This window comes from Streptomyces goshikiensis (assembly GCF_014650555.1).
Lineage (GTDB): Bacteria > Actinomycetota > Actinomycetes > Streptomycetales > Streptomycetaceae > Streptomyces > Streptomyces goshikiensis.
The window spans coordinates 390,532-414,857 of the sequence record NZ_BMVE01000005.1; the positions used below are offsets into that span (position 1 = coordinate 390,532).

The window sequence follows — 24,326 nt, forward strand, 5'->3', positions numbered from 1 at the left end:
TCCGGGTGACGACACACCTCGGGCAGCCCTTCGCCCCCACCTGGCAGTGGATGCGGGCCCATCCGCTCGCCACCGACGCCGTACTCGCGCTCGGGGCGCTGCTCTGCATGGTCGTCGGCTCCTTCGCCGATCCCCACGGGCCGCACGGCCCCACCTTCGGCACCCGGACCCCGGAGCCGTTCTCGCTGCTGCTGATGGTGCTGGGCGCGGCCGCCCTGGTGTTCCGGCGCCGCCGGCCCCGGGTGGTGCTCGCCGTGACCGCCGGGCTGTCGCTGCTGGAGCTGACCACCGGGGAGCCCCGGGCACCCGTCGCGATGAGCGCGGTGATCGCCCTGTTCACGGTGGCCGCGCACACCGACCGGCCCACCACCTGGCGGATCGGGGTGCTCACCATGGCCGCGCTGACCGGTGTGGCCATGCTGGTCGGCCCGCTGCCGTGGTACGCGCAAGAGAACATCGGCATCTTCGCCTGGACGGGCATGGCCGCGGCCGCCGGTGACGCGGTGCGCAGCCGCCGGGCGTTCGTCGACGCGATCCGGGAGCGCGCCGAGCGGGCCGAGCGGACCCGTGAGGAGGAGGCGCGGCGGCGGGTCGCCGAGGAGCGGCTGCGGATCGCCCGGGACCTGCACGATGTGGTGGCCCATCACATCGCCCTGGTCAACGTGCAGGCGGGGGTGGCCGCGCACGTCATGGACAAGCGGCCCGACCAGGCCAAGGAGGCCCTCGCCCACGTACGGGACGCCAGCCGCTCTGCCCTGAACGAGCTGCGGGCGACGGTCGGGCTGCTGCGGCAGACCGGAGACCCGGAGGCGCCGACCGAGCCCGCGCCCGGGCTGGCCGTACTGGACGACCTGACGGCCACGTTCCGGCACGCCGGGCTGCCGGTGCGGGTGATGGTGCAGCTGGACCGGAGCCGGGACCCGCTGCCGTCGGCGGTGGACCTGGCCGCGTACCGGGTGATCCAGGAGGCCCTGACCAACGTCCGCAAGCACGCGGGACCGGGGGCGAAGGCCGAGGTCAGCGTGGTGCGGGTCGGGGCCTCGGTGGAGGTGACCGTACTGGACGACGGGGGCGCGGGCCCGGACCCGCTGCCGGCGGGGGGCACGCCGGCCGCAGCGGGGCCCGGCGGCGGCGCAGACGGAGGCGGCGACGGCGAGGAGAGCGGCGGGCACGGCCTGCTCGGCATGCGCGAGCGGGCCACCGCCCTGGGCGGCTCCTGCTTCGCCGGCCCCCGCTACGGCGGCGGCTACCGGGTCCACGCGATCCTGCCGGTCGCCTAGCAGCGGCTAGGGACGGGGGCAGGCCTCGCGCCAGGGGCCCAGTTCGTACTTCTTCCGCATCGAGCTGAGCTTCAGCGCGCCCGTCGCGGCGCAGAACCGGCTCGTCGGCAGCTCGTACTCGACGTGGAAGACGGCCTTCCCCGCCTTGACGAACGGGGTCAGCCGCTCGCACTCCCGGTACTGGGCGCACTGCTCGTTGACCGCGAAGTCGAAGTCCCCGACCAGCTCCGGGATCTGCTCCAGGTCGTTCTTCAGCCCGACCGACAGGCCCCGGTCGTGCGCCAGTTTCGCGATCAGCCGGTTGTACTTCAGCTGGTCGGCGGCGGTCAGCGGGAAGCCCGACGTGTTCAGGTAGCCGTCCATGTTGTCCGGTTCCACCGCGTCGAAGCCCTTGTCGCGGCACATGTCGAAGCGCTTGCCCATCAGCGGCTCCAGCGAGTCGAGGCGCCGGATGTCCAGCCAGCGCTCGCCCTTCCAGCCGTTGCCCGCGCCGAGCAGCTGCTTCGGGAAGGCGTCGGCGTCCGGCCGGAAGTCCTCCCAGGCGCCCGTGGAGACGTAACAGATCGTCTTGCGGCCGTCCTTGCGCAGCCGGGCGACCTGCTCCTTGGTCGTGTTGAACCCGTCGACGTCGTACACGGGCACCTTCACCGAGGTGTCGAGCCGGCCGGTGAGCTGCCACTGCCAGCCGGTCCCGGGCCGGGGCTGCCAGCGCTCCCCCGGCGCCGGGTCGGGCGCCGGCGCCTCCTCCTCGGGCTCGGCGACGGTACAGCCGGCCAGGGCGCCGAGGCCCACGAGCAGCGCCCCGGCGAGCAGGGTGCGCACACGCCTCATCCGGTGGCCTCCAGGGCGTACGGGAGGGTCCCCCACGGGTGTGCGCCGGAGCCGGGGACCGCGCAGTGCACCCCGGCCCCCCGCTCCGTCGCCAGCCGCTCGGCCAGCTCGGCGGCGGGCGCCCCCCGCGGGACGGCGTACACGAGGTGGCAGAACCGCCGGGCGGGATGCTCGGCCGTCCACGGGGGCGCGGCGGCCGCGTCCCGGTACGCGTCCCAGGGGCCCTCGAAGGTGACGAGCAGGTCCGCGAGCGCGGCGTACCCGGGGTGCGGGTGCATCCCGTGGTTGAGGACGAGGGTGCCGGCGCCCGCCGCCCGGGCCGCGACGGCGAGCCGGCCGTAGTGCGGCAGCAGTTCCGCGGTGGCGGCGGCCTGGTCGAGGAAGGTGCCGTCGGTCCCGTACCAGTCCCGGTGGCGCAGCAGGTCCTGGACGACGGCGGCGTGCGGGCGGCGCCCGTAGTCGGTGTCCACGTACCCCAGGACGGACACCCCGGCGTCCCGGAGCCGCCCGGCGACGGCGGCGAACCGTTCGTCGGGGGCGTCCCCGGGACCGCTGGCGGGGTTGAGCACGACCGAGTGCAGCCGGCCCGCCGAGCGGATCAGCAGCTCCCAGGCCTCGGGCCGGTCGGCGGGGTGCTCGTAGAGGGGCACCAGCAGCATGAGGTCCTTCTTCTCCATGAGGTACGGGAACGCGTCAGCGGTGCGCCGTCGCGCGGCCGAGCAGCAGGCAGACCAGCGTGGCCAGTACCGCGGCGGCCGTGCCCGCGACGGCCAGCTGGACCACCCGCGGCTGCCCCAGCCCGGTCAGCAGCGCGAGGCTCTGGGCGAGGGCCGCCGAGGCGCAGACGGCGGCGGCCGGGCGGACCGCCCCGAAGGACTGCAGGAGCAGCCCGGTCCACATGACCGCGCCGAGCAGCAGCAGCGTGGCGGCCCGGACGACGGTCAGGCCGGGCGCGCCCGGCCAGAGCAGGGTGCCGGCGACGCCCAGGGCCAGCAGCACCACCAGGTACACGGCGACGCAGCGGCTCAGCGCGGCGAGCATCCGGCGCCGGAACGCCCGGGGCGAGCGGGCCGCCCGGAGCCCGGCGAGGCTGCCGCTGCGGAAGCGGTGCAGCAGCCATTCGGCGGGACCCATGCTGAGGGTGAGGGCCACCGCCGAGGGGGCGGCGACCGCTTCGGCGGGACCGCCGGCGAGCACTTCCCCGAGGGCGGCGTACAGCACGAGCAGGCCGGTGCCGAGGCCGAACACCCCGTACGGGACGGAGTCCCCGAGCCGGGGCCCGCGCGGCCCGTGCTCCTCCTCGGCGCCGCGCAGCATCCGCCAGCGCACCGGGCCCTCGCCGGGCCGGCGCCCGGGCCGGCCGCGGATCCGGCGCAGGGCGGCCCGTACCCCTTCGGCCAGCGGCAGTTCCCGTACCGCCAGGGAGCAGGCGGCCAGCAGGGAGAGTGCCAGCAGGGCCACCCGCAGCGGCACGGGCAGGTCCACGAACGGCGTGAGCACCGCGCCCGCGGCCATGGGGGCGAGTGCGGCGAACAGCATCCGCTCCCGCCCGAGGACCAGCAGGACGGTCGCGGCGCCGACGTAGAAGGCCTGTCCGGCGGCGAAGGCGTACGAGAACGGCGGGCCGCCGGGCACCAGCAGCGCGGCGGCGGTGCCCAGCAGGGCCCCGGCGGGGGCCCCGACGAGCAGGGTCCGCCCGGCGGCGGCCCGGTCGCCGAGGCCCAGCCAGGAGTAGGCGCGGTGGGACAGGGTCTGGTCCCAGACCCACCCGATGAGGGCCCCGGCCAGCAGGGTCAGTGTCCCGGCGGGCAGTCCGAGCCGGTCCGGCGGGCCTTCCAGCAGGGGCGCGCCGAGCAGGTAGGCCAGGCCCGGCAGCGCGAAGACGAGCCCGCGCAGCAGGCAGGCGGTGAGGGACACCTTCCAGGGGTCGGGGGTGCGTTCGGGCTCCGGGAAGGAGCGGGGCACGCGGGCGAAGAGCTCCTCGGCGAGCCCGAAGGAGTCGTGGCGGCCGTAGGTGAGCCGGATGTACTCGTCGGTCATGCCGTCGGATTCGAGGATGGCGGCGATCTCGTCCGGGTGAACGGCGGCGGCGACGAGGTCGTCGAGGCGGTCGACGAGTTCGTCCATCGGGTCGGGGGCTGCGGCGCCGTCCGGGGCCGTGGTGGCCGTGGCGCCGGTGCGCCGGGGGCGCGGGACGGCGGGCAGCGTGTTGCCGCCCGGCACCTTCAGCCAGAGGGATCCGCTCACCACGGGCTCCCGTCGGCCGCGAGCTCCCGGTACCAGGGGGCGGCGAGGCGCTGGGTCCACGCGTCGTCGGCGTGGACGGGCAGGACGGGCTGGCCGGCGAGTTCCCGGTAGATGTGCCGGAAGCCGTCGACGGACTGGTGGAGGGTGAACTTCTCCACGACCCGTTCGCGCGAGCGCCGGCCCAGTTCGGCGCGGCGTTCGCCGTCGCGCAGGAGGGCGAGGGTGGCGCGGGCCATGGTCTCGGGCTCGCGGGGCGGGACGACGAGGCCGGTGTCCCCGACGGCCTCGCGGACCCCGCCGACGTCGGTGGAGACGGTGGTGCGGCCGCAGGACATCGCCTCGATGATGCTGAAGGGAAAACCCTCGCTGATGGAGGAGAGCATCACGACGCTGCCCGCCGCGTAGGCGTCGGCGACCTTGTCGATGCGGCCCTCGTACGTGATGCCGTCGGCCACGCCGAGTTCGGCGGCGAGCTTCTCCAGGCCGACCCGGTAGTCCTCGCAGCCCGCCGGGACGGGCCCGAAGAGGCGCAGCCGCAGGGCGGGCAGCTCCTCGCGCATGAACGCGTAGGCCCGGATGAGGGTTTCGAGGTCCTTGATGGGGTCGATGCGGCCGCACCAGCTGAGGGTGGGGACCTCGGGCTCGGGTCCGGCCTCGGGGAAGACGTGCGGGTCGACGCCGTTGTAGACGGTGCGGATCCGCTCGGAGTCGGCGCCTCCGCGCTCCTCCCAGCGGCGGTTGTACTGGTTGCAGGGGGTGATCAGATCGGCCTGCCGGTAGCCCTCGGAGTTGAGCTCGCGGTAGAAGCCGAGCATCAGCGCCTTGACGGGCCAGCGCTGTTCGGCGGTGCGGTAGCCGAGGTAGCGCTCGCGCAGGTAGATGCCGTGCTCGGTGAGGAGGAACGGCACCCCGTCGAGGTACTTCGCGGCGAGGGCGGGGAGGGTGGCGAGGCCGCTGCTGACGGCGTGGGCGACGCAGTCGGGCGGGATCCGCACCGACAGCGGGCGCAGGGCGTGTTCCAGCAGGTCGGTGGCGGTGAGGGCGTCGTGGATGGTGGGCGCGGCGCCGGCGCTGGACAGGCCGGGGCGGGTCCACACGGCCATCAGCAGGCGCAGGACCGATTCGGAGCGCAGCGCCTGGGCGAGGGTGCCCGCCCGGGCCAGTACGGCCAGCTCGCGCAGGGCGGCGGAGAAGCCGCCCTGCGCGGGGGCGCCCCCGGCGGTGGCCGGGGCCGGGTCGAGCAGGGAGAGCAGGAAGTTCTCGTACGTCCTGGTGAAGCGGCGGTGCGCCCTGCCGCGCAGCGCCCGGCGGCGGCTGCGGCCCGGCGGCGGGCCCCAGAGCGGTACGGCGGTGTGCCGGTACACGTTGCGCGGCAGGTCCCAGGTGACCGGCTCGCGTCCGGAGCCGGTCAGGGCTATGACGTTGAAGTCGACCTCCGGCATACCGCGTACCAGCTGGTCGCACCAGGTGCTGACGCCGCCGTGGACGTGTGGATAGGTGCCTTCGGTGAGCATGGTGACATGGCGCCCATGGCTCATGCGGTGAGTCCCCCCAGGACGGAAAAGGGGCCGGCGCCCATGGGTTGCGTGGAGCGCCGGCTCTGGGTGCTACGTGGTGGTGGCTCGGCTGGCTGGTGGAGCGGGGATCAGCTGGGCAGCCTCAGCGTGACCGCGGACTGGAGCAGATCGGGCGAGGTCCAGGCGGAGCGGTTGCCGGCGTACGCGGTGCCGAAGTCCGCGGTGCCGAGCAGGAGCTGCTTCTTGGTGCCGTTGGGGGCGGTGACCGGGGCCACCACGCCGAAGGGGGCCTTGACGGTGACGGTGGTGCCGATGCGGTAGGCGGTGACCTTGTTGGCGGCGACGGCCTTGTCCCAGGCGGCGCGGCGGCTGAGCTCGACGCCGGTGTCCTTCATGCTCTGGTTCACGATCGGCGCGCTGGGGGCGAAGAGGGTGCCGTAGGTGTCGAGGACCTGGTTGAGCACCGGGTAGAGGGTGCGGTCCTCGGCGAGGTTGGCCTGGTGGACGTAGTGCGGCTTCGGGTCGTTGGCGAGCACGTGGCGCAGGGCGGTGCGGGCCTCGGCGGGGACGATGGTGTTCAGGTAGCCGGTGTTGACGTCGAGCGGGGCCGGCAGGCAGGTGGAGGTCGCCGGGTTGTCCTCGCAGAGGCCGCTGCCGCCGTCGGCGCGGCTGGTGTAGATCCAGTTGTACTCGTCGGCCATCTCCGCGTTGGTGCCCGTGTTGTAGTACACGTTCATCGGGTAGCGGGGAACGGTCAGGGCGGCGCCGACCGCACGCTGCGCGGGCTCGCGGGAGTTGTCGCTGCCCGCCCACTTGACGCCGTTGTCGGCGAGCGCGCCGGCCAGGTTGGGGTTGTCCTGGGGCTGCTGCGGGAGGGTCTTGAGGCCCGAGTGCTCGCCGGTGACGAGCTCGGTCCGGTCGGTGGCGATGCCCTTGGACGCCGCCCAGTTGTTGTTGTCGCGGATCTGGGCGGAGATCTCGGCCCGGCTCATGTAGTTGACGGCGCCGTTGGCGTTCTTGGTGCAGGTCCACGGCGAGGCGGAGGTGTCCTGGGTGCAGCCCAGGAAGAGGTGGGTGTACGTGTGGTTCATCCAGCGGAACTTGGCCCGGTCCGCGATCAGCTGCGCGGTGAGGGCGTCGGTGCCGCCGTTCTCGGCCTTCCACTCCTCCCCGGCACCGGCGTTGAAGAGCATGTCGAGCTTGAAGCCCTTGCTCTGCTGCCACTGCACCGCGTACTGGGCGTCCGCGGCGGTCATCCGGATGGAGCTCTCCTGGCCCTCGCCGCCCGCGCAGGCGTAGTCGCCCGGCGTGCAGTTGAGCGACTTGCTCCAACGGGCGTCCGGCGCGAAGACGTCGTCGACGTGGACCGCGAAGTAGTTGCGGCTCTGGCCGAGGTGCACCCCCTGGGTGAGCCAGTCGACGATGCCGCGGGCCAGCAGCCGGAACTGCTGCTGGTACTGGTTGTAGCCGAAGGTGACCACCAGTTCGCTGCGCCCGTCGTGGGCGTACTCGCCGACCAGCGAGGCCCGGCCCCCGCCGACCGGGGCGTCGAGGTAACTGGTGTAGCCGGCGCGCGGCTTGCCCATGAACCCGTAGCTCTCGGGGACGAGAGCGGAGTTGTCCTCGAAGGTGACCTGACCTCCGAGGTACCCGAAGGGCCCCGCCTTGCCGGCCGCGGTGACGGCCGCCTGGGTGCCGTCGAGCTGACCGCTGTACCCCCCGTTGTCCGTGTACTCCAGACCCACGCCCGGGTGGGCCCAGGTGTAGGCGTCGACCTGGCGGATCCCGTACGTCGTCTCGTACGCGGTCAGCGCGGCCATCTCGGCCGAACCGTCCCCGAACGGGTTCTCGTTCGGCAGGACCACGCCCTGGTACTTCGCGCGCGGCCGGCCGTCGACCGTGTCGCTGAGGAATCCGGCGTTGATCACCGGGCGGCTGCCGCTGCCCAGGACGACGCGGGTGAACGGGACTCCGGTGTCCCGGAGCTCCGCGGTGATCGCCTCGACCGAGCTGCCGCCGTCGTCGACGACCAGCACCTTCAGGTCGACGCGTGGTGTCACGACCGCCTCGGCGGCCGCGGCGGGTACTGCGACGGACATCAAAGCTGCCGCGGCCATGGCGGCGGCGACCCTGTTCATCCGGTTCTTGTTGACCATTTCGGCCTTTCCCCCCGCAGGCTCCTCCGGGCGGGCCACTGGCGGTGCGGCCGGGCCGGAGAGGCTCTGTGGAAATCATGCAAAGGGACCCCGCGTCCCCTTGCGAGAGTGGGTCGAGTCTCTAGGACTGCGTCAGGTCTGAGAGGCAAACCTGGAACAGAGGCCACAGATGGGTGAACCTGATGACCCGATGATCGAACAACTTGCCAAACCATTCGAGTGCCGTACGGATGAGCGCCTGCGCGTAGGCTCATTTCCGGCGGCCGTCGGGCTCTCATACGATCGCTCCGGAGCGGCCGGCGACCCCGACGCGACCGAAGCGCCCACACACACAAACGGAAGCGAGACCTCACCACCGTGACTGCTCTGACTCTCAGCACTGCCGGCGCCGCGACGCTGCGCGCCGACGCCCTCGTGGTCGGCGTGGCGAAGGGCCCCAAGGGCCCCGTCGCCGCCGCCGGCGCCGAGGCCGTGGACAAGGCCTTCGACGGAAAGCTCGCCTCCGTGCTCGAAGCGCTCGGTGCCTCGGGCGCCGAAGGCGAGATCACCAAGCTGCCCGCGCCGGCCGGCCTCAAGGTCCCGGTCGTGCTGGCGGTCGGGCTGGGCTCCGTACCGGAGAAGGACGAGTCCTACGACGAGGAGACGCTGCGCCGCGCCGCCGGCGCCGCCGCCCGCGCGCTGCACGGCACCAAGAAGGCCGCCTTCGCGCTCCCCCTGGACGACGCCTCCGCCGTCACCGCCGTCGCCGAGGGCGCGCTGCTCGGCGCGTACGCCTTCACCGCCTACCAGGGCGGCGAGACCAAGACCTCCAAGAACGCCGACAAGAACGGCGGCCCGAAGCAGCCGCTCGCCGAGGTGGCCCTGCTCGGCGCCAAGCCGCGCGACAAGGAGCACAAGGCCGCGGCCGAGCGCGCCACGGTCGTCGCGACCGAGGTCAACATCGCCCGCGACCTCGTCAACACCCCGCCGAACGACCTCACCCCCGAGGCCTTCGCCGCCGTCGCGTCCGCGGCCGCGAAGGAGAACGGCGTCAAGGTCCAGGTCCTGGACGAGAAGGCCCTGGTCAAGGGCGGCTACGGCGGCATCATGGGCGTCGGCAAGGGCTCCGAGAACCCGCCGCGCCTGGTGAAGCTCACCTACACCCACCCCAAGGCCGTGAAGACCCTCGCCTTCGTCGGCAAGGGCATCACGTACGACTCGGGCGGCATCTCCCTGAAGCCGGCCGGTCACAACGAGACGATGAAGTGCGACATGGCCGGCGCCGCCGCCGTCTTCGCCTCCGTCGTCGCGGCCGCCAAGCTGGGCCTCCAGGTCAACGTGACCGGCTGGCTCGCGCTCGCCGAGAACATGCCGTCCGGCTCCGCCACCAAGCCCGGTGACGTGCTGCGCATGTACAGCGGCAAGACCGTCGAGGTCCTCAACACGGACGCCGAGGGCCGGCTGGTCCTCGGTGACGCGCTGACCAAGGCCTCCGAGGACAACCCGGACGCGATCGTCGACGTCGCCACCCTGACCGGCGCGATGGTGCTGGCCCTGGGTGACCGCACCTTCGGCGTCATGGCCAACGACGACGCGTTCCGCACCTCCATCCACGAGATCGCGGAGGAGGTCGGCGAGGCCTCCTGGCCGATGCCGCTCCCGCAGGACCTGCGCAAGTCGATGGACTCCCCCACCGCCGACATCGCCAACATGGGTGTCCGGATGGGCGGCGGTCTGGTGGCCGGCCTCTTCCTCCAGGAGTTCGTCGGCGAGGGCATCACCTGGGCCCACCTCGACATCGCCGGCCCGGCCTTCCACGAGGGCGCTCCGTACGGCTACACCCCCAAGGGCGGCACCGGCTCGGCCGTGCGCACCCTGGTGCGGCTGGCCGAGCGCACGGCCACGGGCGACCTGGGCTGACGTACCTCGAATGTGACGTGGCGCACCCCGGGAACTCGGCCGAGTTCCCGGGGTGCGTTCACCTACAACGAAATCCGTACGTTTCTACGCACTGGTAACCCTTACTTCGGGCAGAACGACCTGCCGGAGTCCGGGCCCGGCGTCCCGCGTTCCCCCGACAAATGCGAAGATGGGTTCTCGGCAGGACAGGGCCCCCACCACAGGGCCGAAGAAACTAGCGGCCGATTACCAGCCGCCGCCCGGTCACAGAGGACCGGTGCCCGGCGCACATGCATGGAGGACGTGACGTGGCGAACGACGCCAGCACCGTTTTCGACCTAGTGATCCTCGGCGGTGGCAGTGGCGGTTACGCCGCGGCTCTGCGCGCATCCCAGCTGGGTCTGGACGTTGCCCTGATCGAGAAGAACAAGCTCGGCGGCACCTGCCTGCACAACGGCTGCATCCCCACGAAGGCTCTGCTGCACGCGGGCGAGATCGCGGACCAGGCCCGCGAAGCCGCCCAGTTCGGTGTCAAGACCTCCTTCGAGGGCATCGACATCGCGGGTGTCCACAAGTACAAGGACGAGGTCATCTCGGGCCTGTACAAGGGCCTGCAGGGCCTGGTCGCCTCCCGCAAGGTGACCTACATCGAGGGTGAGGGCCGCCTGTCCTCGCCGACCTCCGTCGACGTGAACGGCCAGCGTGTCCAGGGCCGCCACGTCCTGCTGGCGACCGGCTCCGTGCCGAAGTCGCTGCCGGGCCTGAACATCGACGGCGACCGCATCATCTCCTCGGACCACGCGCTGGTCCTGGACCGCGTCCCCGAGTCGGCCATCGTCCTGGGCGGCGGCGTCATCGGCGTCGAGTTCGCCTCGGCGTGGAAGTCCTTCGGCTCCGACATCACCGTGATCGAGGGCCTCAAGCACCTCGTCCCGGTCGAGGACGAGAACAGCTCCAAGCTGCTGGAGCGCGCGTTCCGCAAGCGCGGCATCAAGTTCAGCCTCGGCACCTTCTTCGACAAGGCCGAGTACACCGAGACCGGCGTGCGCGTCACGCTGGCCGACGGCAAGACCTTCGAGGCCGAGGTGCTCCTGGTCGCCGTCGGCCGCGGCCCGGTCTCGCAGGGTCTGGGCTACGAGGAGCAGGGCGTCGCGATGGACCGCGGCTACGTCCTGGTCGACGAGTACATGCAGACCAACGTGCCGACCATCTCGGCCGTCGGTGACCTCGTCCCGACCCTTCAGCTGGCGCACGTCGGCTTCGCCGAGGGCATCCTCGTCGCGGAGCGGCTGGCCGGCCTGAAGGCCGTGCCGATCGACTACGACGGCGTTCCGCGCGTCACGTACTGCCACCCCGAGGTCGCTTCCGTCGGCATCACCGAGGCCAAGGCCAAGGAGATCTACGGTGCGGACAAGGTCGTGGCCCTGAAGTACAACCTGGCTGGCAACGGCAAGAGCAAGATCCTGAAGACCGCGGGCGAGATCAAGCTCGTCCAGGTCAAGGATGGTGCCGTGGTCGGCGTCCACATGGTCGGTGACCGGATGGGCGAGCAGGTCGGCGAGGCCCAGCTGATCTACAACTGGGAAGCCCTGCCGGCCGAGGTCGCGCAGCTCATCCACGCGCACCCGACCCAGAACGAAGCGATGGGTGAGGCCCACCTGGCCCTCGCCGGCAAGCCGCTTCACTCCCACGACTAATTCGTCACGGGCGCGACGACCACTTCCGCACATTCGTTAGGAGCAACTGAAACCATGTCGGTTTCCGTAACCCTTCCGGCGCTCGGAGAGAGCGTTACCGAGGGCACTGTCACCCGCTGGCTGAAGGCCGAGGGCGAGCGCGTCGAGGCCGACGAGCCGCTGCTCGAAGTCTCGACCGACAAGGTCGACACCGAGATCCCTTCTCCCGTGTCGGGCATCCTGGCCGCCATCAAGGTCGCCGAGGACGAGACCGTCGAGGTCGGCGCCGAGCTGGCCGTCATCGACGACGGCTCGGGCGCGCCGGCCGCTGCCGAGGCTCCGGCCGCCGCTGAGGCCCCCGCGGCCGAGGCCCCGGCTGAGGCCCCCGCCGCCGAGGCTCCGGCCGCCGAGGCCCCCGCGGCTGCGGCCCCGGCCGCCGAGGCCCCCGCTGCCGAGGCGTCCGCCGCCTCCGGCACGGACGTCGTTCTCCCCGCCCTGGGCGAGAGCGTCACCGAGGGCACCGTCACCCGCTGGCTGAAGCAGGTCGGCGAGTCCGTCGAGGCCGACGAGCCGCTGCTCGAGGTCTCCACGGACAAGGTCGACACCGAGATCCCGGCGCCGGTCTCCGGCACGCTGCTGGAGATCCTGGTCGGCGAGGACGAGGCGGCCGAGGTCGGCGCCCGTCTGGCCGTCATCGGTGTCGCCGGCGCCGCGCCCGCCGCTGCCCCGGCTCCGGCCGCGGCCGCTCCGGCCGCTCCGGCCGCCCCGGCTGCCCCCGCCGCTCCGGCTCCGGCCGCTCCGGCTCCGGTCGCCGCTCCGGCTCCGGCCGCTCCGGCTCCGGCCGCGCCTGCCGCCCCGGTGGCTCCCGCCGCTCCCGCCGCCCCGGCCCCGGCCGGTGACGAGGGCGCGTACGTGACCCCGCTGGTGCGCAAGCTCGCCTCGGAGTCCGGCGTCAACCTGTCCGAGGTCTCGGGCTCCGGCGTCGGTGGCCGTATCCGCAAGCAGGACGTCCTGGCCGCCGCCGAGGCCGCCAAGGCCGCCGCCGCCGCTCCGGCTCCGGCCGCAGCCCCGGCCGCCAAGGCCCCGGCCGCCGCCGAGGTCTCGGAGCTGCGCGGTCAGACGGTCAAGATGACCCGCATGCGCAAGGTCATCGGCGACAACATGATGAAGGCCCTGCACTCGCAGGCTCAGCTCAGCTCCGTGGTCGAGGTGGACATCACCAAGATCATGAAGCTGCGCGAGAAGGCCAAGGCCTCCTTCGTGGCCCGCGAGGGCGTCAAGCTCTCGCCGATGCCGTTCTTCGTCAAGGCCGCTGCCCAGGCGCTGAAGGCCCACGCGGTCGTCAACGCCCGGATCAACGAGGACGAGGGCACCATCACCTACTTCGACTCGGAGAACATCGGCATCGCCGTGGACTCCGAGAAGGGCCTGATGACCCCGGTCATCAAGGGTGCGGGCGACCTCAACCTGGCGGGTATCTCCAAGGCGACCGCCGATCTGGCCGCCAAGGTCCGCGGCAACAAGATCACGCCGGACGAGCTGTCGGGCGCGACCTTCACCATCAGCAACACCGGCTCGCGCGGTGCGCTGTTCGACACCGTCATCGTGCCCCCGAACCAGGTCGCCATCCTGGGCATCGGTGCCACGGTGAAGCGCCCGGTGGTCATCGAGACCGCCGAGGGCACGAACATCGGCATCCGCGACATGACGTACCTGACCCTGTCCTACGACCACCGCCTGGTGGACGGCGCGGACGCGGCCCGGTACCTCACCGCCGTCAAGGCGATCCTGGAGGCCGGCGAGTTCGAGGTCGAGCTCGGCCTGTAAGGCTCACGCCCACGCGGTAGCCACCTCGTCAACGGCGCCCTTGTCCGGAACCACTCCGGGCGAGGGCGCCGTCGTCATAATCTGGCCGGTCAAGGACCGAACGGACGGGGCGGACATGGCACGGGCGCATGTGAACGATCTTGTGGTGGTACTGCCGGGGATCATGGGGAGCAGGCTGGCGGACGCCGACGGCAAGCCGGTCTGGGACCTGTCGGGCGGCGCCCTGTGGCGGGGCCTGCGCACCTTCGGCGGCTCGGTGAACCGGCTGCGGCTGCCGAAGGACATCGGCGACGGCCATCCCGGCGACGGCGTGGAGCCCGTCGGCCTCATGCGCGACGTGCACGCCATCCCCGGGATCTGGCGGCCGGTCGACGGCTACACGGAACTGCTGGGCTGGCTGGAGCGGTCCTTCACCCTGGCCCGCGGCGAGAACCTCCTCCCCTTCCCGTACGACTGGCGGCTGTCCTGCCGCTACAACGCGGAGCGGCTGAAAGGAGCCGTCACCCGCGAACTGGAGCGCTGGCGGGCCTCCGCCCCGGACCGCCGGGACGCCCGGGTCGTCTTCGTCTGCCACTCCATGGGCGGCCTGATCGCCCGCCACTACGTCGAGCGCCTCGGCGGGCACGAGACCGCCCGCCGGGTGATCACCCTGGGCACCCCGCACCGCGGCTCCCTGGACGGCCTCGTCCATCTGGTCAACGGCCTCCACAAGGGCTGGGGCCGGCTCGGCGTGGACCTCAGCGCCTTCGCCCGCAGCCTGCCCTCCCTGCACCAGCTGGCCCCCGACTACGCGTGCGTGAAGGGCCCGGGCGGCCTCGCGTACGCCCGCGACCTGCCGGGCCTCCCGGGCGTCGACCAGGCCCTGCTGGCGGACGCGGCGGAGTTCCACGAGGCCCTGCGCGCCGCCGCCCCGGCGGCCGAGCTGCACGCCGTCACCGGCATCCGCCAGCCGACCCTCACCACCGCGGAGATCACCGGCGACGGGCTGACCCCGCTGTGGCTCATCGGCGACTCGGACGAACGCGGCGACGGCACGGTCCCCCGCCTCGCCGCCCGCCCGGCGAACACCGACGCGACGGGCTACGCGGTGCCCGAGGCCCACACCCCCTGCGAGCAGCACGGCTCCCTCCAGAACAACAAGGGCGTACGGGACGCCCTGAGCGGCCTGCTGGGCCACGAGCGGCCGTTCCACCGGGGCGAGGAGGACGGGGACGTCCCGCTGTGCGTCCTGGCACCGTCCCTGCCGGCCCCGGGCGACCCGTACGAGGTCGAGGTGACGATCCCGCCGGAGGTCCGCGACCACGACGCCCTCCACCTCACGGCGGAGCTCCGCCCGGCCGACGGCTCCCCGGCGCTCTCCCGCACGGTCATCCCGCAGGGCGAGGGCCGCTACACGGCGACGTTCCCGGACCCGGAGCCGGGCGCGTACCGGCTGGCCGTACGGGTGACCGCGCGGGCGGAGACGACCGTGACGGCGCTGACCGTGGTGGGAGGGGCCGGTGAGTGATACGGGGACGGAGTCGGAGACGCCCGAGGAGATCCGGGGCACGGCCCTCGGCGTGGTCGTCGAGAACTACCAGAGCGGCAGATTCCGGCAGCTGACCGGGGCGACCGAGCAGATGCGGGAGCTGTGCGAGCTGCTGGAGGAACGCGGCTACGGCACGACGGTGGTCGAGGACCCCGAATGGAACGACGTCAACAAGCCCCTGGGCGACTGGGCGAGGAAATGGAGGGCGACGGGCGGCCACGGCCCCGCCGTCGTCCTGTGGTCCGGGCACGGCGTGCTGGACGACCGGGAGCTGCGGCTGATCGTGCGCGACACCGTCGATCCGGAGTTCGACGGGGAGGTACATTCGGCCAACTTGCTCGCTTCGACGGCGTCGCTCAGCGGCGCGGACCAAGTGCTGCTGCTCATCGACACCTGTCACGCGGGCGCGGGTGTGGTGCCGTCCCTGAAGAAGGCGCTGGACAGGCTCTCCCAGCGGAACCTCCCGCCGGGCCGGTGGGCGTGGTTCGGGGTGATCGCGAGCTGCCGCCCCCAGGAGAAGGCCGAGGCCGGGGGCGTCCTGCTGGACGCCTTCGCCCGGGTGCTGCGCGAAGGGCCCCGGACGGACGAGTACCGCCACGAGTGGAGCCGGCGCAACGGGCAGGTCAGCGGGAACACGGTCATCCAGGCGGTGCTGGCCGAGTGGCCGGCGGAGGTGGACCACCGCCCGCTCAACGCCATGACCGGCCGGGACCGGCTGATGTTCGCCAATCCGCTCAGGGCGGCCGCGACGGAGCCGGAGCTGGTGGAGCACCTGGTGCAGGCGGCCCGCGGCGCCGCCCCGGACGACGAGGGCTGGTTCTTCAGCGGGCGCCGCCGGGTGCTCGGGGAGATCACCGAGTGGCTGGAGGCCCGCCGGCCGGGGCTGTTCCTGGTGACGGGCAGCGCGGGGAGCGGCAAGTCCGCGGTGCTCGGGCGGATCGCGACGCTGTCCGACCCGGCGCACCGGGCGGACGTCCTGGCCCACCAGCCGCTCACCCCGCGGGACCCGGACCCGGGCGAGGACTCGGTGGACGTCGCCCTGCACCTGCGGGGCTTCACGGTGCAGCAGCTGGCGGAGGCCATCGCCCGCCGGCTGTCACTCCCCCGCCCCCAGACCCCCGCGGCCCTGATCGCGGAGGTCGAGAAGGGCTGGCCCGAATCCCGCCGCCGCCTCGTCCTGGTCCTGGACGGCCTCGACGAGGCGGCCCCGGACCAGGCGCACCCGGTCGTGGAACAGCTCCTCGCCCCGCTGAGCCGCCTGTCCTGCGTCCTGCTGGGCTCCCGGGACCGTCCGTTCCGGCCCCAGCAGGAACCGGGAGAGTCCCTGGACCGGGCGTTGAGCCGCATCCTGGGTATCCGGGCGCGGGCGGCCGACCTGGACGACGAGAGCGACACCGAGCGCGATATCCAGGAGTACTGCCGTCGGCGACTGCTGGCGCGGGCCCTTCCGATGGCGGACGCCACGACCGCCGCAGAGCTCGTCGCGCGCCGGGCATCGCCCAACAGCGGCGGGTTCCTCTTCGCCAGGATGGCGACCGACTCGGTGATCAGGCGGCTCTCCGCCGCCGGTGCGGAGGGCTGGGACTGGGCGGAGGCCATCCCGTCCTCGATCAGCGCCGCCTTCACTGAGGACCTGGAGAGCGGTCCGGTCCGTGAACGCGACGGCGCTGTCCTGCCCCGCGCGGCCGAGGACCTGCTGACGGCCCTCGCCTGGAGCGGCGGCAACGGCATGCCAGCCCGGGGCGTCTGGGAGGCAGCGGCCTCGGCCCTCAGCGGGGACGGAATCGAGTACGGCCCGGAGGACGTGGACTGGCTGCTCAACGAGTACGGCCGCTACGTGGTGGAGGACAGCGACGGTACCCAGGCGGTCTACCGGCTGTACCACCGGGAGTTCGTCGCCCACCTTCGGCACGCCTCGGGGCATTCGGACGGGGCATACCACGTGGCACGGGCAGTGGTGGATCTCCTGCGTGGGCAGACCTCCGACGCCACGGTGAGCGAGAACGCGAACCCCTACCTGCGAGCGTCATTGGCGGCGCACGCGGTCATGGCCGGAGAACGGGGAACCTCAATGGTCCGTGAGCTCACCTACGCCCAGGAGGAGGTGTTTCGTCCCGATCTCGCTGAGGTACTGGGCGACGTGGCGGTCTCGCTGTCCCATGCCGGTCGCCGCGAGGAAGCCCTGGCACCGGCACAGGAAGCGGCCGACCTCTACCGGGCACTCGCGCTCAACAACCCCGCGGCATATCTCCCCGAGCTCGCCGGCTCCCTCAACAACCTAGCCAACGTCCAGTCCGCCACTGGCGACGGGCAGGCCGCACTCACCACCATCGCCGAAGCCGTCACCATCCGCCGAAACCTCGCCAAGGCCAACCCCGCCGCCCACCTCCCCGACCTCGCCGGCTCCCTCAACAACCTCGCCGCCTGCCAGTCCACCACTGGTGACCGACCGGGCGCACTCACCACCATCACCGAAGCCGTCACCATCCGCCGAAACCTCGCCAAGACCAACCCCGCCGCCTACCTCCCCAACCTCGCCACGTCCCTCAACAACCTCGCCACCTGCCAGTCCGACAACGGCGACCGACCCGGCGCACTCACCACCATCACCGAAGCCACCGACCTCTACCGCACCCTCGCCCGGATCAACCCCGCCGCCCACCTCCCCAACCTCGCCAGCTCCCTCAACAACCTGGGCACCATCCAGTCCGAGACCGGCGACCGACCGGGCGCACTCACCACCATCACCGAAGCCACCGACCTCTACCGCACCCTCGCCCGGATCAACCCCGCCGCCTACCTCCCTAACCTCGCCAGCTCCCTCAACAACCTCGCCAACGTCCAATTCGAGACGGGCGACGGACGGGGCGCACTCACCACCATCACCAAAGCGGTCACCATCCGCCGAGACCTCGCCAAGACCAACCCCGCCGCCCACCTGGCCAACCTCGCCAGCTCCCTCAACAACCTCGCCAACATCCAGTCCCTGGTCGGCGACCGACCGGGCGCACTCACCACCATCACCGAAGCCACCGACCTCTACCGCACCCTCGCCCGGACCAGCCCCGCCGTCCACCTCCCCAGCCTCGCCACGTCCCTCAACAACCTCGCCACCTGCCAGTCCGAGACCGGCGACCGACCCGGCGCACTCACCACCATCACCGAAGCCACCGACCTCTACCGCACCCTCGCCCGGACCAGCCCCGCCGCCTACCTCCCCAACCTCGCCGGCTCCCTCAACAACCTCGCCACCTGCCAGTCCGACAACGGCGACCGACCCGGCGCACTCACCACCATCACCGAAGCCACCGACCTCTACCGCACCCTCGCCCGGACCAGCCCCGCCGCCTACCTCCCCGACTTGGCAATGTCCCTCAACAACCTCGCCGCCTTTCAATCCGGGACCGGCGACGGACGGGGCGCACTCAGCACCATCACCGAAGCCACCGACCTTTACCGCACCCTCGCCCAGACCAGCCCCGCCGCCTACCTCCCCGACCTCGCCGGCTCCCTCCACAACCTCGCCACCTGTCAGTCCACCACTGGCGACCGACCGGGCGCACTCACCACCATCACCGAAGCCGTCACCATCCGCCGAGACCTCGCCAAGACCAACCCCGCCGCCCACCTGGCCAACCTCGCCGGCTCCCTCAACAACCTCGCCAACATCCAGTCCGAGACCGGCGACCGACCCGGCGCACTCAGCACCATCACCGAAGCCGTCGCCATCGGCCGAGACCTCGCCAAGACCAACCCCGCCGCCCACCTCCCCGACCTCGCCGACTCCCTCCACAACCTCTCCGCCTGCCAGTCCGAGACCGGCGACCGACCCGGCGCACTCACCACCATCACCGAAGCCGTCACCATCCGCCGAGACCTCGCCAAGACCAACCCCGCCGCCCACCTCCCCAACCTCGTCAGCTCGCTCAACGCCCTCGCCCACATGGCCCCGGCCCGTCAGACCCTCGACGCCTACTCCGACACGGAGCGATCGCTCTCCGATCACACTCAGGCCGCCGGGTACATCGCCGTACAGCGCGCGACATTCCAGCTCACCCACGTGGGCACCGACGTGGGGATCCGGGCCCTGATCCCCCTTGCGCGGGCGTCCCAGCCCCAGCCCTCCGAGACAGCCGATGTCGTCGCGTTCCGGGCCCGGCAGGTGCTCCGGGCCCACGCGGCACAAGAGGGCCCCAACCAGGTCGTCGCGCTCTGGAGAGAGGAGACCGGCATCGCTCCCCCGGCCTGGCTGGCGCTCCCCGAGACCGCGCTCGACCTCGCCGTCGAGTGGATCAATTGCCCCACCTGGACCGCCTCCCGCGCGTTCTGGGACGCGCACTCCCACGACCTCCGGTCCGCCGACACCGCTTTGGCCTTGGAGGAAATCGCCCTGGTCACGGCCGCCGCCGCAGAGCATCTCCAGATCGTCCGCACGGCAGCGGCCGAGGGCCCCGACGACGCGTTCCGCCCGTACCTCACCGGCGAAGTCCTCCACGCCTGGGTCGGCCTCCCCACTTGGCAGGAATCGCTGACCTACCTCACGGACCACGAGGCGGTGCTCCTGCATGACCAAGCCCTCGAACTGCTCGGGGCCGGGCTCGAAACGGCTGACACCGCGCTGCACTTCGCGCTGATCGCGCTGGCGCGCGCCGACGGCATCCCCGCTGCCTACGGGTACGCCGACGACCGATCCACCCTGCACACCCGCCTCCAGCAGCTTCTGGCCTCCCCCGAGCCCCAGCCCGACCTGCTCCAGGCCCTCGCCCTCCTGGAGCTCTTCGTCTACCAAGAGCAGTTCACGGCCGCCGCCCACCTCGCCCTCGCCGCAGCGCTCACCGGCGCACCGCCCGCCACGGACACCGTCTGGCCGCCCGCCGAGCCCGCCGACCGGGACCGGGTGATCTCCGAGGTCGCCGACCTCATCGGGCGTCAGCCCCAACAGGCTCCGGCCCTGAGCGCGCTCATCAGGAGCATCCTGGCGGCGAGCGCCGCCGCGTGACCGAACCCTCCCGGATCCTCGTCGTCCAGGCGGCCTCGCCGCGCGTGGCCGGGTCGCCCGACGCCGGCGCCGAGTACCGGGAGATCCAGCGGAGCGTCGAGGGCTCCCAGTACCGGCACGCCGTCGCCCTGGACTGTCTTCCGGCGGCGCGGCTGGCCGACTTGAGCGACCGGCTCATCAAGGAGGTGCCCGCCGTGCTGCACTTCTCGGCGCGCGGCACCCCCGACGGCGGCGGCCTGCGGTTCCTGACCGGTGACGGGGCGGACGCCCCGGTGCGGGACCGGGGGCTGAGCGACCTGCTGGGCCAGTTCGTCGCCGAGGGGCTGCGCCTGGTGGTGCTGGGGGCCTGCTGGACCTCGGAGCTGGCGGAGCTGCTGGCGGTGGCCGTCCCCTGTGTCATCGGGACCGCCGGGCCCATCGGCGACCAGGACTGCCGTACGTACTCCCGCACGCTCTACAGCTCGCTCGCGCACGGGCGGTCCGTCGGCCAGTCGCACGCCATCGCCCGGGCCACGGCGGACGCTTCCGGGGCCGACCCCGACTACCTCCCCAGCCTGCGCGGCTCCCCGGGCACCATCCCCGAAGCGGTGTACCTGATCGGCCCGGAGTTTCGCGTTCCGCCGGCCCGGACCCCGGTCAAACCACGTGGTGGGGCGCCCGGCTGGTTGCAGTTCGCCAGAAAGCGGCGCCTGTAACCAGCCTCACCCCGGCAGTGCCCGTCGGGAACACTTCTCTGTGGCCTACCGCGCCGTATTGTCTACGCATCACCCCCCTGCGCGCCTCCAGGAGATGAACCGCCGATGATCACCCCACCCGTCGTGCACTCGCTGCGCGAGCAGATCCGCGAGCACATCGTGGAGGGGATCGTCAGCGGCCGCTGGAAGCCGGGCGAGCGCATCGTCGAGCGGCGGATCGCCGTGGAGCTGGAGGTCAGCCAGACGCCCGTGCGCGAGGCGCTGCGGGAGCTGGAGACGCTGCGGCTGATCGAGTCGGCGCCGAACAAGGGCGTGCGCGTACGGAACCTGTCGGCGGCCGATCTGGAGGAGATCTACCCGGTCCGGGCCGGTCTGGAGCAGATCGCGGCCGAGCTGGCGGCGCCGCGGCTGGCGGCCGACTGTTCGGCGCTGGAGCCGCACGTGGCGGCGCTGTGGGAGGCCGACCGGACGGAGGACGGGACGGCGCAGGTGCGCCACACCGTCGGGTTCCACCGGGAGCTGGTGCGGGCGGCCGGGAACAGCGTGCTGCTGCACACCTGGGAGAGCCTGGGCATCGAGGTCTTCACCGCGCTGTCGATCCGCTGGCTCGGGACGGTGCAGAAGTCGTACGCGGAGGAGCACGCGGCCCTCGTCGAGGCGTTCCGCGGCCAGGATCCGGAGATCGGGCTGCTCGTGAAGCGGCATGTGCTGGGGTGCGCGCCCCGCGCCTGAGCCTGCCGTAGCCCCTTGAGGGCGCACGACAGACCGCCCGTCCTGACCTGATTTGCCCGGCACCGGGTGCCTTTTTTCATGGCACGCGGTGCCGACTTTCGTCATATGGACGTTTATTCGTCACATTCGTTTGATCGATCATCGATCAGCGATTTACAGTCATCGGCGGGCCCCAACCGGGCCCACCGACCCTGTCCTGCCCGTCAGGGATTTTTTCACCACCTCTCCTTTGACCGGAAGGCGGCGCACACCGATGTCCGACCCCGTAGGAAAGCTTCCGAGCGAGCTCGACCAGCTCCCGGACCGCGACACGGAGGAGACCGCCGAATGGGCGGCCTCCCTCGACGCCGTCGCCAAGGCCGCCGGTACGCGCCGCGCCGAATACCTGCTCCGCCGCACGCTCCAGCACGCCGAGGCCGCCGGCCTCGCCCTGCCCAAGCTGCTGGAGACGGACTACGTCAACACCATCCCCACCTCCGCCGAGCCCGAGTTCCCGGGCGACATGGAGATGGAAGCCAAGATCACCGCCTGGAACCGCTGGAACGCGGCCGCCATGGTGACCCGCGGCTCCAAGTACGGCGTCGGCGGCCACATCGCCACCTTCGCCTCCGCCGCCTGGCTCTACGAGACCGGCTTCCAGCACTTCTTCCGCGGGAAGGAGGCCGACGGATCGGGCGACCAGCTCTACATCCAGGGCCACGCCTCCCCCGGCATCTACGCCCGCGCCTTCCTCGACGGGCGCATCTTCGAGCAGCAGCTCGACAACTTCCGCCAGGAGTCCGGCGGCAACGGCCTGCCGTCCTACCCGCACCCGCGGCGCCTGCCGTGGCTGTGGGAGTTCCCGACGGTGTCCATGGGCCTCGGCCCGCTGTCCGCGATCTACCAGGCGCGCTTCAACCGCTACCTGCAGAACCGCAGCATCAAGGACACCGCGAACTCGCACGTCTGGGCCTTCCTGGGCGACGGCGAGATGGACGAGCCCGAGTCGACCGCCGCCCTGGCCCTCGCCTCCCGCGAGCAGCTCGACAACCTGACCTTCGTCATCAACTGCAACCTGCAGCGCCTCGACGGTCCGGTCCGCGCCAACTTCCGCGTGGTCCAGGAGCTGGAGGCCCAGTTCCGCGGCGCCGGCTGGAACGTCATCAAGTCGCTGTGGGGCTCCGCCTGGGACGAGCTGTTCCAGCTCGACACCACGGGCGCCCTGGTGCGCCGCCTGCGCGAGGTGCCCGACGCGCAGTTCCAGACGTACGCGACCCGCGACGCGGCCTACATCCGCCAGCACTTCTTCGGCGCCAACGCCGAGCTCGTGCGGCTGGCGGGCCTGCTGTCCGACGCGAAGATCGCCGAGTGCTTCCACAGCTCCCGCGGCGGCCACGAGCCCCGCAAGGTCTACGCCGCGTACAAGGCCGCCCTGGAGCACAAGGGCGCGCCGACGGTCATCCTCGCGCAGACCGTCAAGGGCTACACGCTGGGTTCCGGGTTCGAGTCGAAGAACGCGAACCACCAGATGAAGAAGCTGACGATCGACGAGTTCAAGGACATGCGTGACCTCCTTGGCCTCCCGATCCCGGACAGCGCCTTCGCCGACGGCGTCGTCCCCTACGGCCACCCGGGCGCGAACAGCCCCGAGGTCCAGTACCTGAACGAGCGCCGCGCGGCGCTCGGCGGCCCGGCCCCGGCCCGCAAGGTCAAGCACGTGGCGCTGCCGGCTCCGGCGGACCGCTCCTTCGCCCCGCTGCTCAAGGGCTCCGGCAAGCAGGAGATGGCCACCACGATGGCCTTCGTCCGGCTCGTCAAGGACCTGATGCGGGACAAGGAGACCGGCAAGCGCTGGGTGCCGATCGTCCCCGACGAGGCCCGCACCTTCGGCATGGAGTCGCTCTTCCCGTCGGCCGGCATCTACTCGCCGCTGGGCCAGACGTACGAGCCGGTCGACCGCGACCAGCTCATGTACTACAAGGAAGCCAAGGACGGCCAGATCCTCAACGAGGGGATCACCGAGGCCGGCGCCATGGCCGACTTCATCGCCGCCTGTACGTCGTACGCGACGCACGGCGAGCCGATGATCCCGTTCTACATCTTCTACTCGATGTTCGGCTGGCAGCGCACCGCCGACCAGATGTGGCAGCTCGCCGACCAGCTCGGCAAGGGCTTCATCGTCGGCGCGACCGCCGGCCGCACCACGCTGACCGGTGAGGGCCTCCAGCACGCGGACGGCCACTCGCACCTGATCGCGTCCACGAACCCGGCGTCGCTCAACTACGACCCGGCCTTCGCGTACGAGATCGCGGTGATCGTCAAGGACGGTCTGCGCCGGATGTACGGCGAGAAGCCCGAAGACGTCTTCTACTACATGACGGTCTACAACGAGCCGAAGGTGCAGCCCGCGATGCCCGAGGGCGTCGAGGAAGGCATCCTCAAGGGTCTGTACCGCTTCAACACGGCGGCCGACCTGGCGGAGGCGGCCCCGGCCGCCGACGCCCCGAAGATCCAGCTGATGGCCTCGGGCACCGCGATCCACTGGATCCTGGAGGCCCAGAAGCTCCTGGCCGCCGACTGGAACGTGGCCGCCGACGTCTGGTCCGCCACCTCCTGGGGCGAGCTGCGGCGCGACGCGCTGGAGTGCGACGAGGCGCTGCTGCGCGGCGAGCTGCGCACCCCGTACGTCACCCGCGCGCTGGAGGGCGTCGCCGGCCCGGTGCTCGCCGTCTCCGACTGGATGCGTCAGGTCCCGGACCAGATCAGCCAGTGGGTCGAGCAGGACTACACCTCGCTGGGCACGGACGGCTTCGGCCTGTCCGACACCCGCGACGGCGCCCGCCGCCACTTCGGTGTCGACGCCCAGTCGATCGTGGTGGCCGCGCTGGCGCAGCTCGCCCGCCGCGGCGAAGTACCGGCGTCCTCCGTCAAGGAGGCCCGGGAGCGCTACGGCCTGTAAGGCCCCGCGCCCGCGCGCAGCA

At 72.1% G+C, this 24,326-nt stretch carries 14 protein-coding genes; 9 read left to right on the top strand and 5 right to left on the bottom strand.

What is annotated here, in order from left to right:
- The first annotated feature begins 50 nt into the window (after window positions 1-50).
- The gene (locus IE248_RS18055; RefSeq protein ID WP_100583292.1) at window positions 51-1,280 is read left to right on the top strand and encodes a sensor histidine kinase; all 1,230 of its coding nucleotides are present in this window, start codon (window positions 51-53) and stop codon (window positions 1,278-1,280) included.
- A 6-nt stretch (window positions 1,281-1,286) separates the two neighbouring features.
- On the opposite strand, the gene IE248_RS18060 is transcribed toward IE248_RS18055, so the two are convergent.
- The 5 genes from IE248_RS18060 to IE248_RS18080 all read right to left on the bottom strand — a co-directional run bounded on the left by IE248_RS18060 (window position 1,287) and on the right by IE248_RS18080 (window position 8,031).
- Entirely contained in the window at window positions 1,287-2,111 is an 825-nt protein-coding gene (locus IE248_RS18060) for an endo alpha-1,4 polygalactosaminidase (protein ID WP_073798998.1), read from the bottom strand.
- Window positions 2,108-2,788, bottom strand: a complete 681-nt coding sequence (locus IE248_RS18065) for a spherulation-specific family 4 protein (protein WP_229895373.1) — start codon at window positions 2,786-2,788, stop codon at window positions 2,108-2,110. The genes IE248_RS18060 and IE248_RS18065 overlap by 4 nt, the downstream gene beginning before the upstream one ends.
- Window positions 2,789-2,804: 16 nt before the next feature.
- The gene (locus tag IE248_RS18070) at window positions 2,805-4,358 is read right to left on the bottom strand and encodes a hypothetical protein (protein WP_190031144.1); all 1,554 of its coding nucleotides are present in this window, start codon (window positions 4,356-4,358) and stop codon (window positions 2,805-2,807) included.
- Window positions 4,355-5,896 carry a GT4 family glycosyltransferase PelF gene (gene pelF, locus IE248_RS18075; RefSeq protein WP_190031145.1) on the bottom strand — a complete coding sequence of 514 codons (1,542 nt, stop codon included), beginning with the start codon at window positions 5,894-5,896 and terminating at the stop codon, window positions 4,355-4,357. Before pelF ends, IE248_RS18070 begins: the two co-directional genes overlap by 4 nt.
- Window positions 5,897-6,003: 107 nt before the next feature.
- Entirely contained in the window at window positions 6,004-8,031 is a 2,028-nt protein-coding gene (locus tag IE248_RS18080; protein WP_073799000.1) for a hypothetical protein, read from the bottom strand.
- Window positions 8,032-8,388: 357 nt separating this feature from the next.
- Between IE248_RS18080 and IE248_RS18085 the strand changes: the two genes are divergently transcribed.
- The 8 genes from IE248_RS18085 (at window position 8,389) to aceE (ending at window position 24,304) form a co-directional block, all read left to right on the top strand.
- Window positions 8,389-9,930 carry a leucyl aminopeptidase gene (locus IE248_RS18085; protein ID WP_008743266.1) on the top strand — a complete coding sequence of 514 codons (1,542 nt, stop codon included), beginning with the start codon at window positions 8,389-8,391 and terminating at the stop codon, window positions 9,928-9,930.
- Window positions 9,931-10,217: 287 nt separating this feature from the next.
- Window positions 10,218-11,606 (top strand): dihydrolipoyl dehydrogenase, encoded by a 1,389-nt coding sequence (gene lpdA / locus IE248_RS18090; protein WP_073780988.1) that lies wholly within the window; start codon window positions 10,218-10,220, stop codon window positions 11,604-11,606.
- A gap of 54 nt (window positions 11,607-11,660) precedes the next feature.
- The gene (gene sucB, locus IE248_RS18095) at window positions 11,661-13,412 is read left to right on the top strand and encodes a 2-oxoglutarate dehydrogenase, E2 component, dihydrolipoamide succinyltransferase (RefSeq protein ID WP_190031146.1); all 1,752 of its coding nucleotides are present in this window, start codon (window positions 11,661-11,663) and stop codon (window positions 13,410-13,412) included.
- Window positions 13,413-13,527: 115 nt separating this feature from the next.
- Window positions 13,528-14,919, top strand: coding sequence for an esterase/lipase family protein (locus IE248_RS18100; protein WP_190031147.1), 1,392 nt, complete (start codon window positions 13,528-13,530; stop codon window positions 14,917-14,919).
- The gene (locus IE248_RS38205; RefSeq protein ID WP_190031148.1) at window positions 14,912-19,939 is read left to right on the top strand and encodes a caspase family protein; all 5,028 of its coding nucleotides are present in this window, start codon (window positions 14,912-14,914) and stop codon (window positions 19,937-19,939) included. The genes IE248_RS18100 and IE248_RS38205 overlap by 8 nt, the downstream gene beginning before the upstream one ends.
- Window positions 19,936-20,634, top strand: coding sequence for a CHAT domain-containing protein (locus tag IE248_RS18110; protein WP_190031149.1), 699 nt, complete (start codon window positions 19,936-19,938; stop codon window positions 20,632-20,634). The genes IE248_RS38205 and IE248_RS18110 overlap by 4 nt, the downstream gene beginning before the upstream one ends.
- Window positions 20,635-20,742: 108 nt before the next feature.
- A complete protein-coding gene (locus tag IE248_RS18115) occupies window positions 20,743-21,366 on the top strand; it encodes a GntR family transcriptional regulator (protein WP_008743273.1) in 624 nt (207 codons plus the stop codon).
- A gap of 253 nt (window positions 21,367-21,619) precedes the next feature.
- Window positions 21,620-24,304 (top strand): pyruvate dehydrogenase (acetyl-transferring), homodimeric type, encoded by a 2,685-nt coding sequence (gene aceE / locus IE248_RS18120; protein WP_190031150.1) that lies wholly within the window; start codon window positions 21,620-21,622, stop codon window positions 24,302-24,304.
- Window positions 24,305-24,326 lie beyond the last annotated feature (22 nt).

What these genes read in the sequence shown, in the direction of transcription:
- IE248_RS18055 (WP_100583292.1), top strand. Translation starts at nt 51, where the DNA reads ATGCGGGCCCATCCGCTCGCCACCGACGCCGTACTCGCGCTCGGGGCG.
- IE248_RS18060 (WP_073798998.1), bottom strand. Translation starts at nt 2,111, where the DNA reads ATGAGGCGTGTGCGCACCCTGCTCGCCGGGGCGCTGCTCGTGGGCCTC.
- IE248_RS18065 (WP_229895373.1), bottom strand. Translation starts at nt 2,788, where the DNA reads ATGGAGAAGAAGGACCTCATGCTGCTGGTGCCCCTCTACGAGCACCCC.
- pelF (WP_190031145.1), bottom strand. Translation starts at nt 5,896, where the DNA reads ATGAGCCATGGGCGCCATGTCACCATGCTCACCGAAGGCACCTATCCA.
- IE248_RS18080 (WP_073799000.1), bottom strand. Translation starts at nt 8,031, where the DNA reads ATGGTCAACAAGAACCGGATGAACAGGGTCGCCGCCGCCATGGCCGCG.
- sucB (WP_190031146.1), top strand. Translation starts at nt 11,661, where the DNA reads ATGTCGGTTTCCGTAACCCTTCCGGCGCTCGGAGAGAGCGTTACCGAG.
- IE248_RS18100 (WP_190031147.1), top strand. Translation starts at nt 13,528, where the DNA reads ATGGCACGGGCGCATGTGAACGATCTTGTGGTGGTACTGCCGGGGATC.
- aceE (WP_190031150.1), top strand. Translation starts at nt 21,620, where the DNA reads ATGTCCGACCCCGTAGGAAAGCTTCCGAGCGAGCTCGACCAGCTCCCG.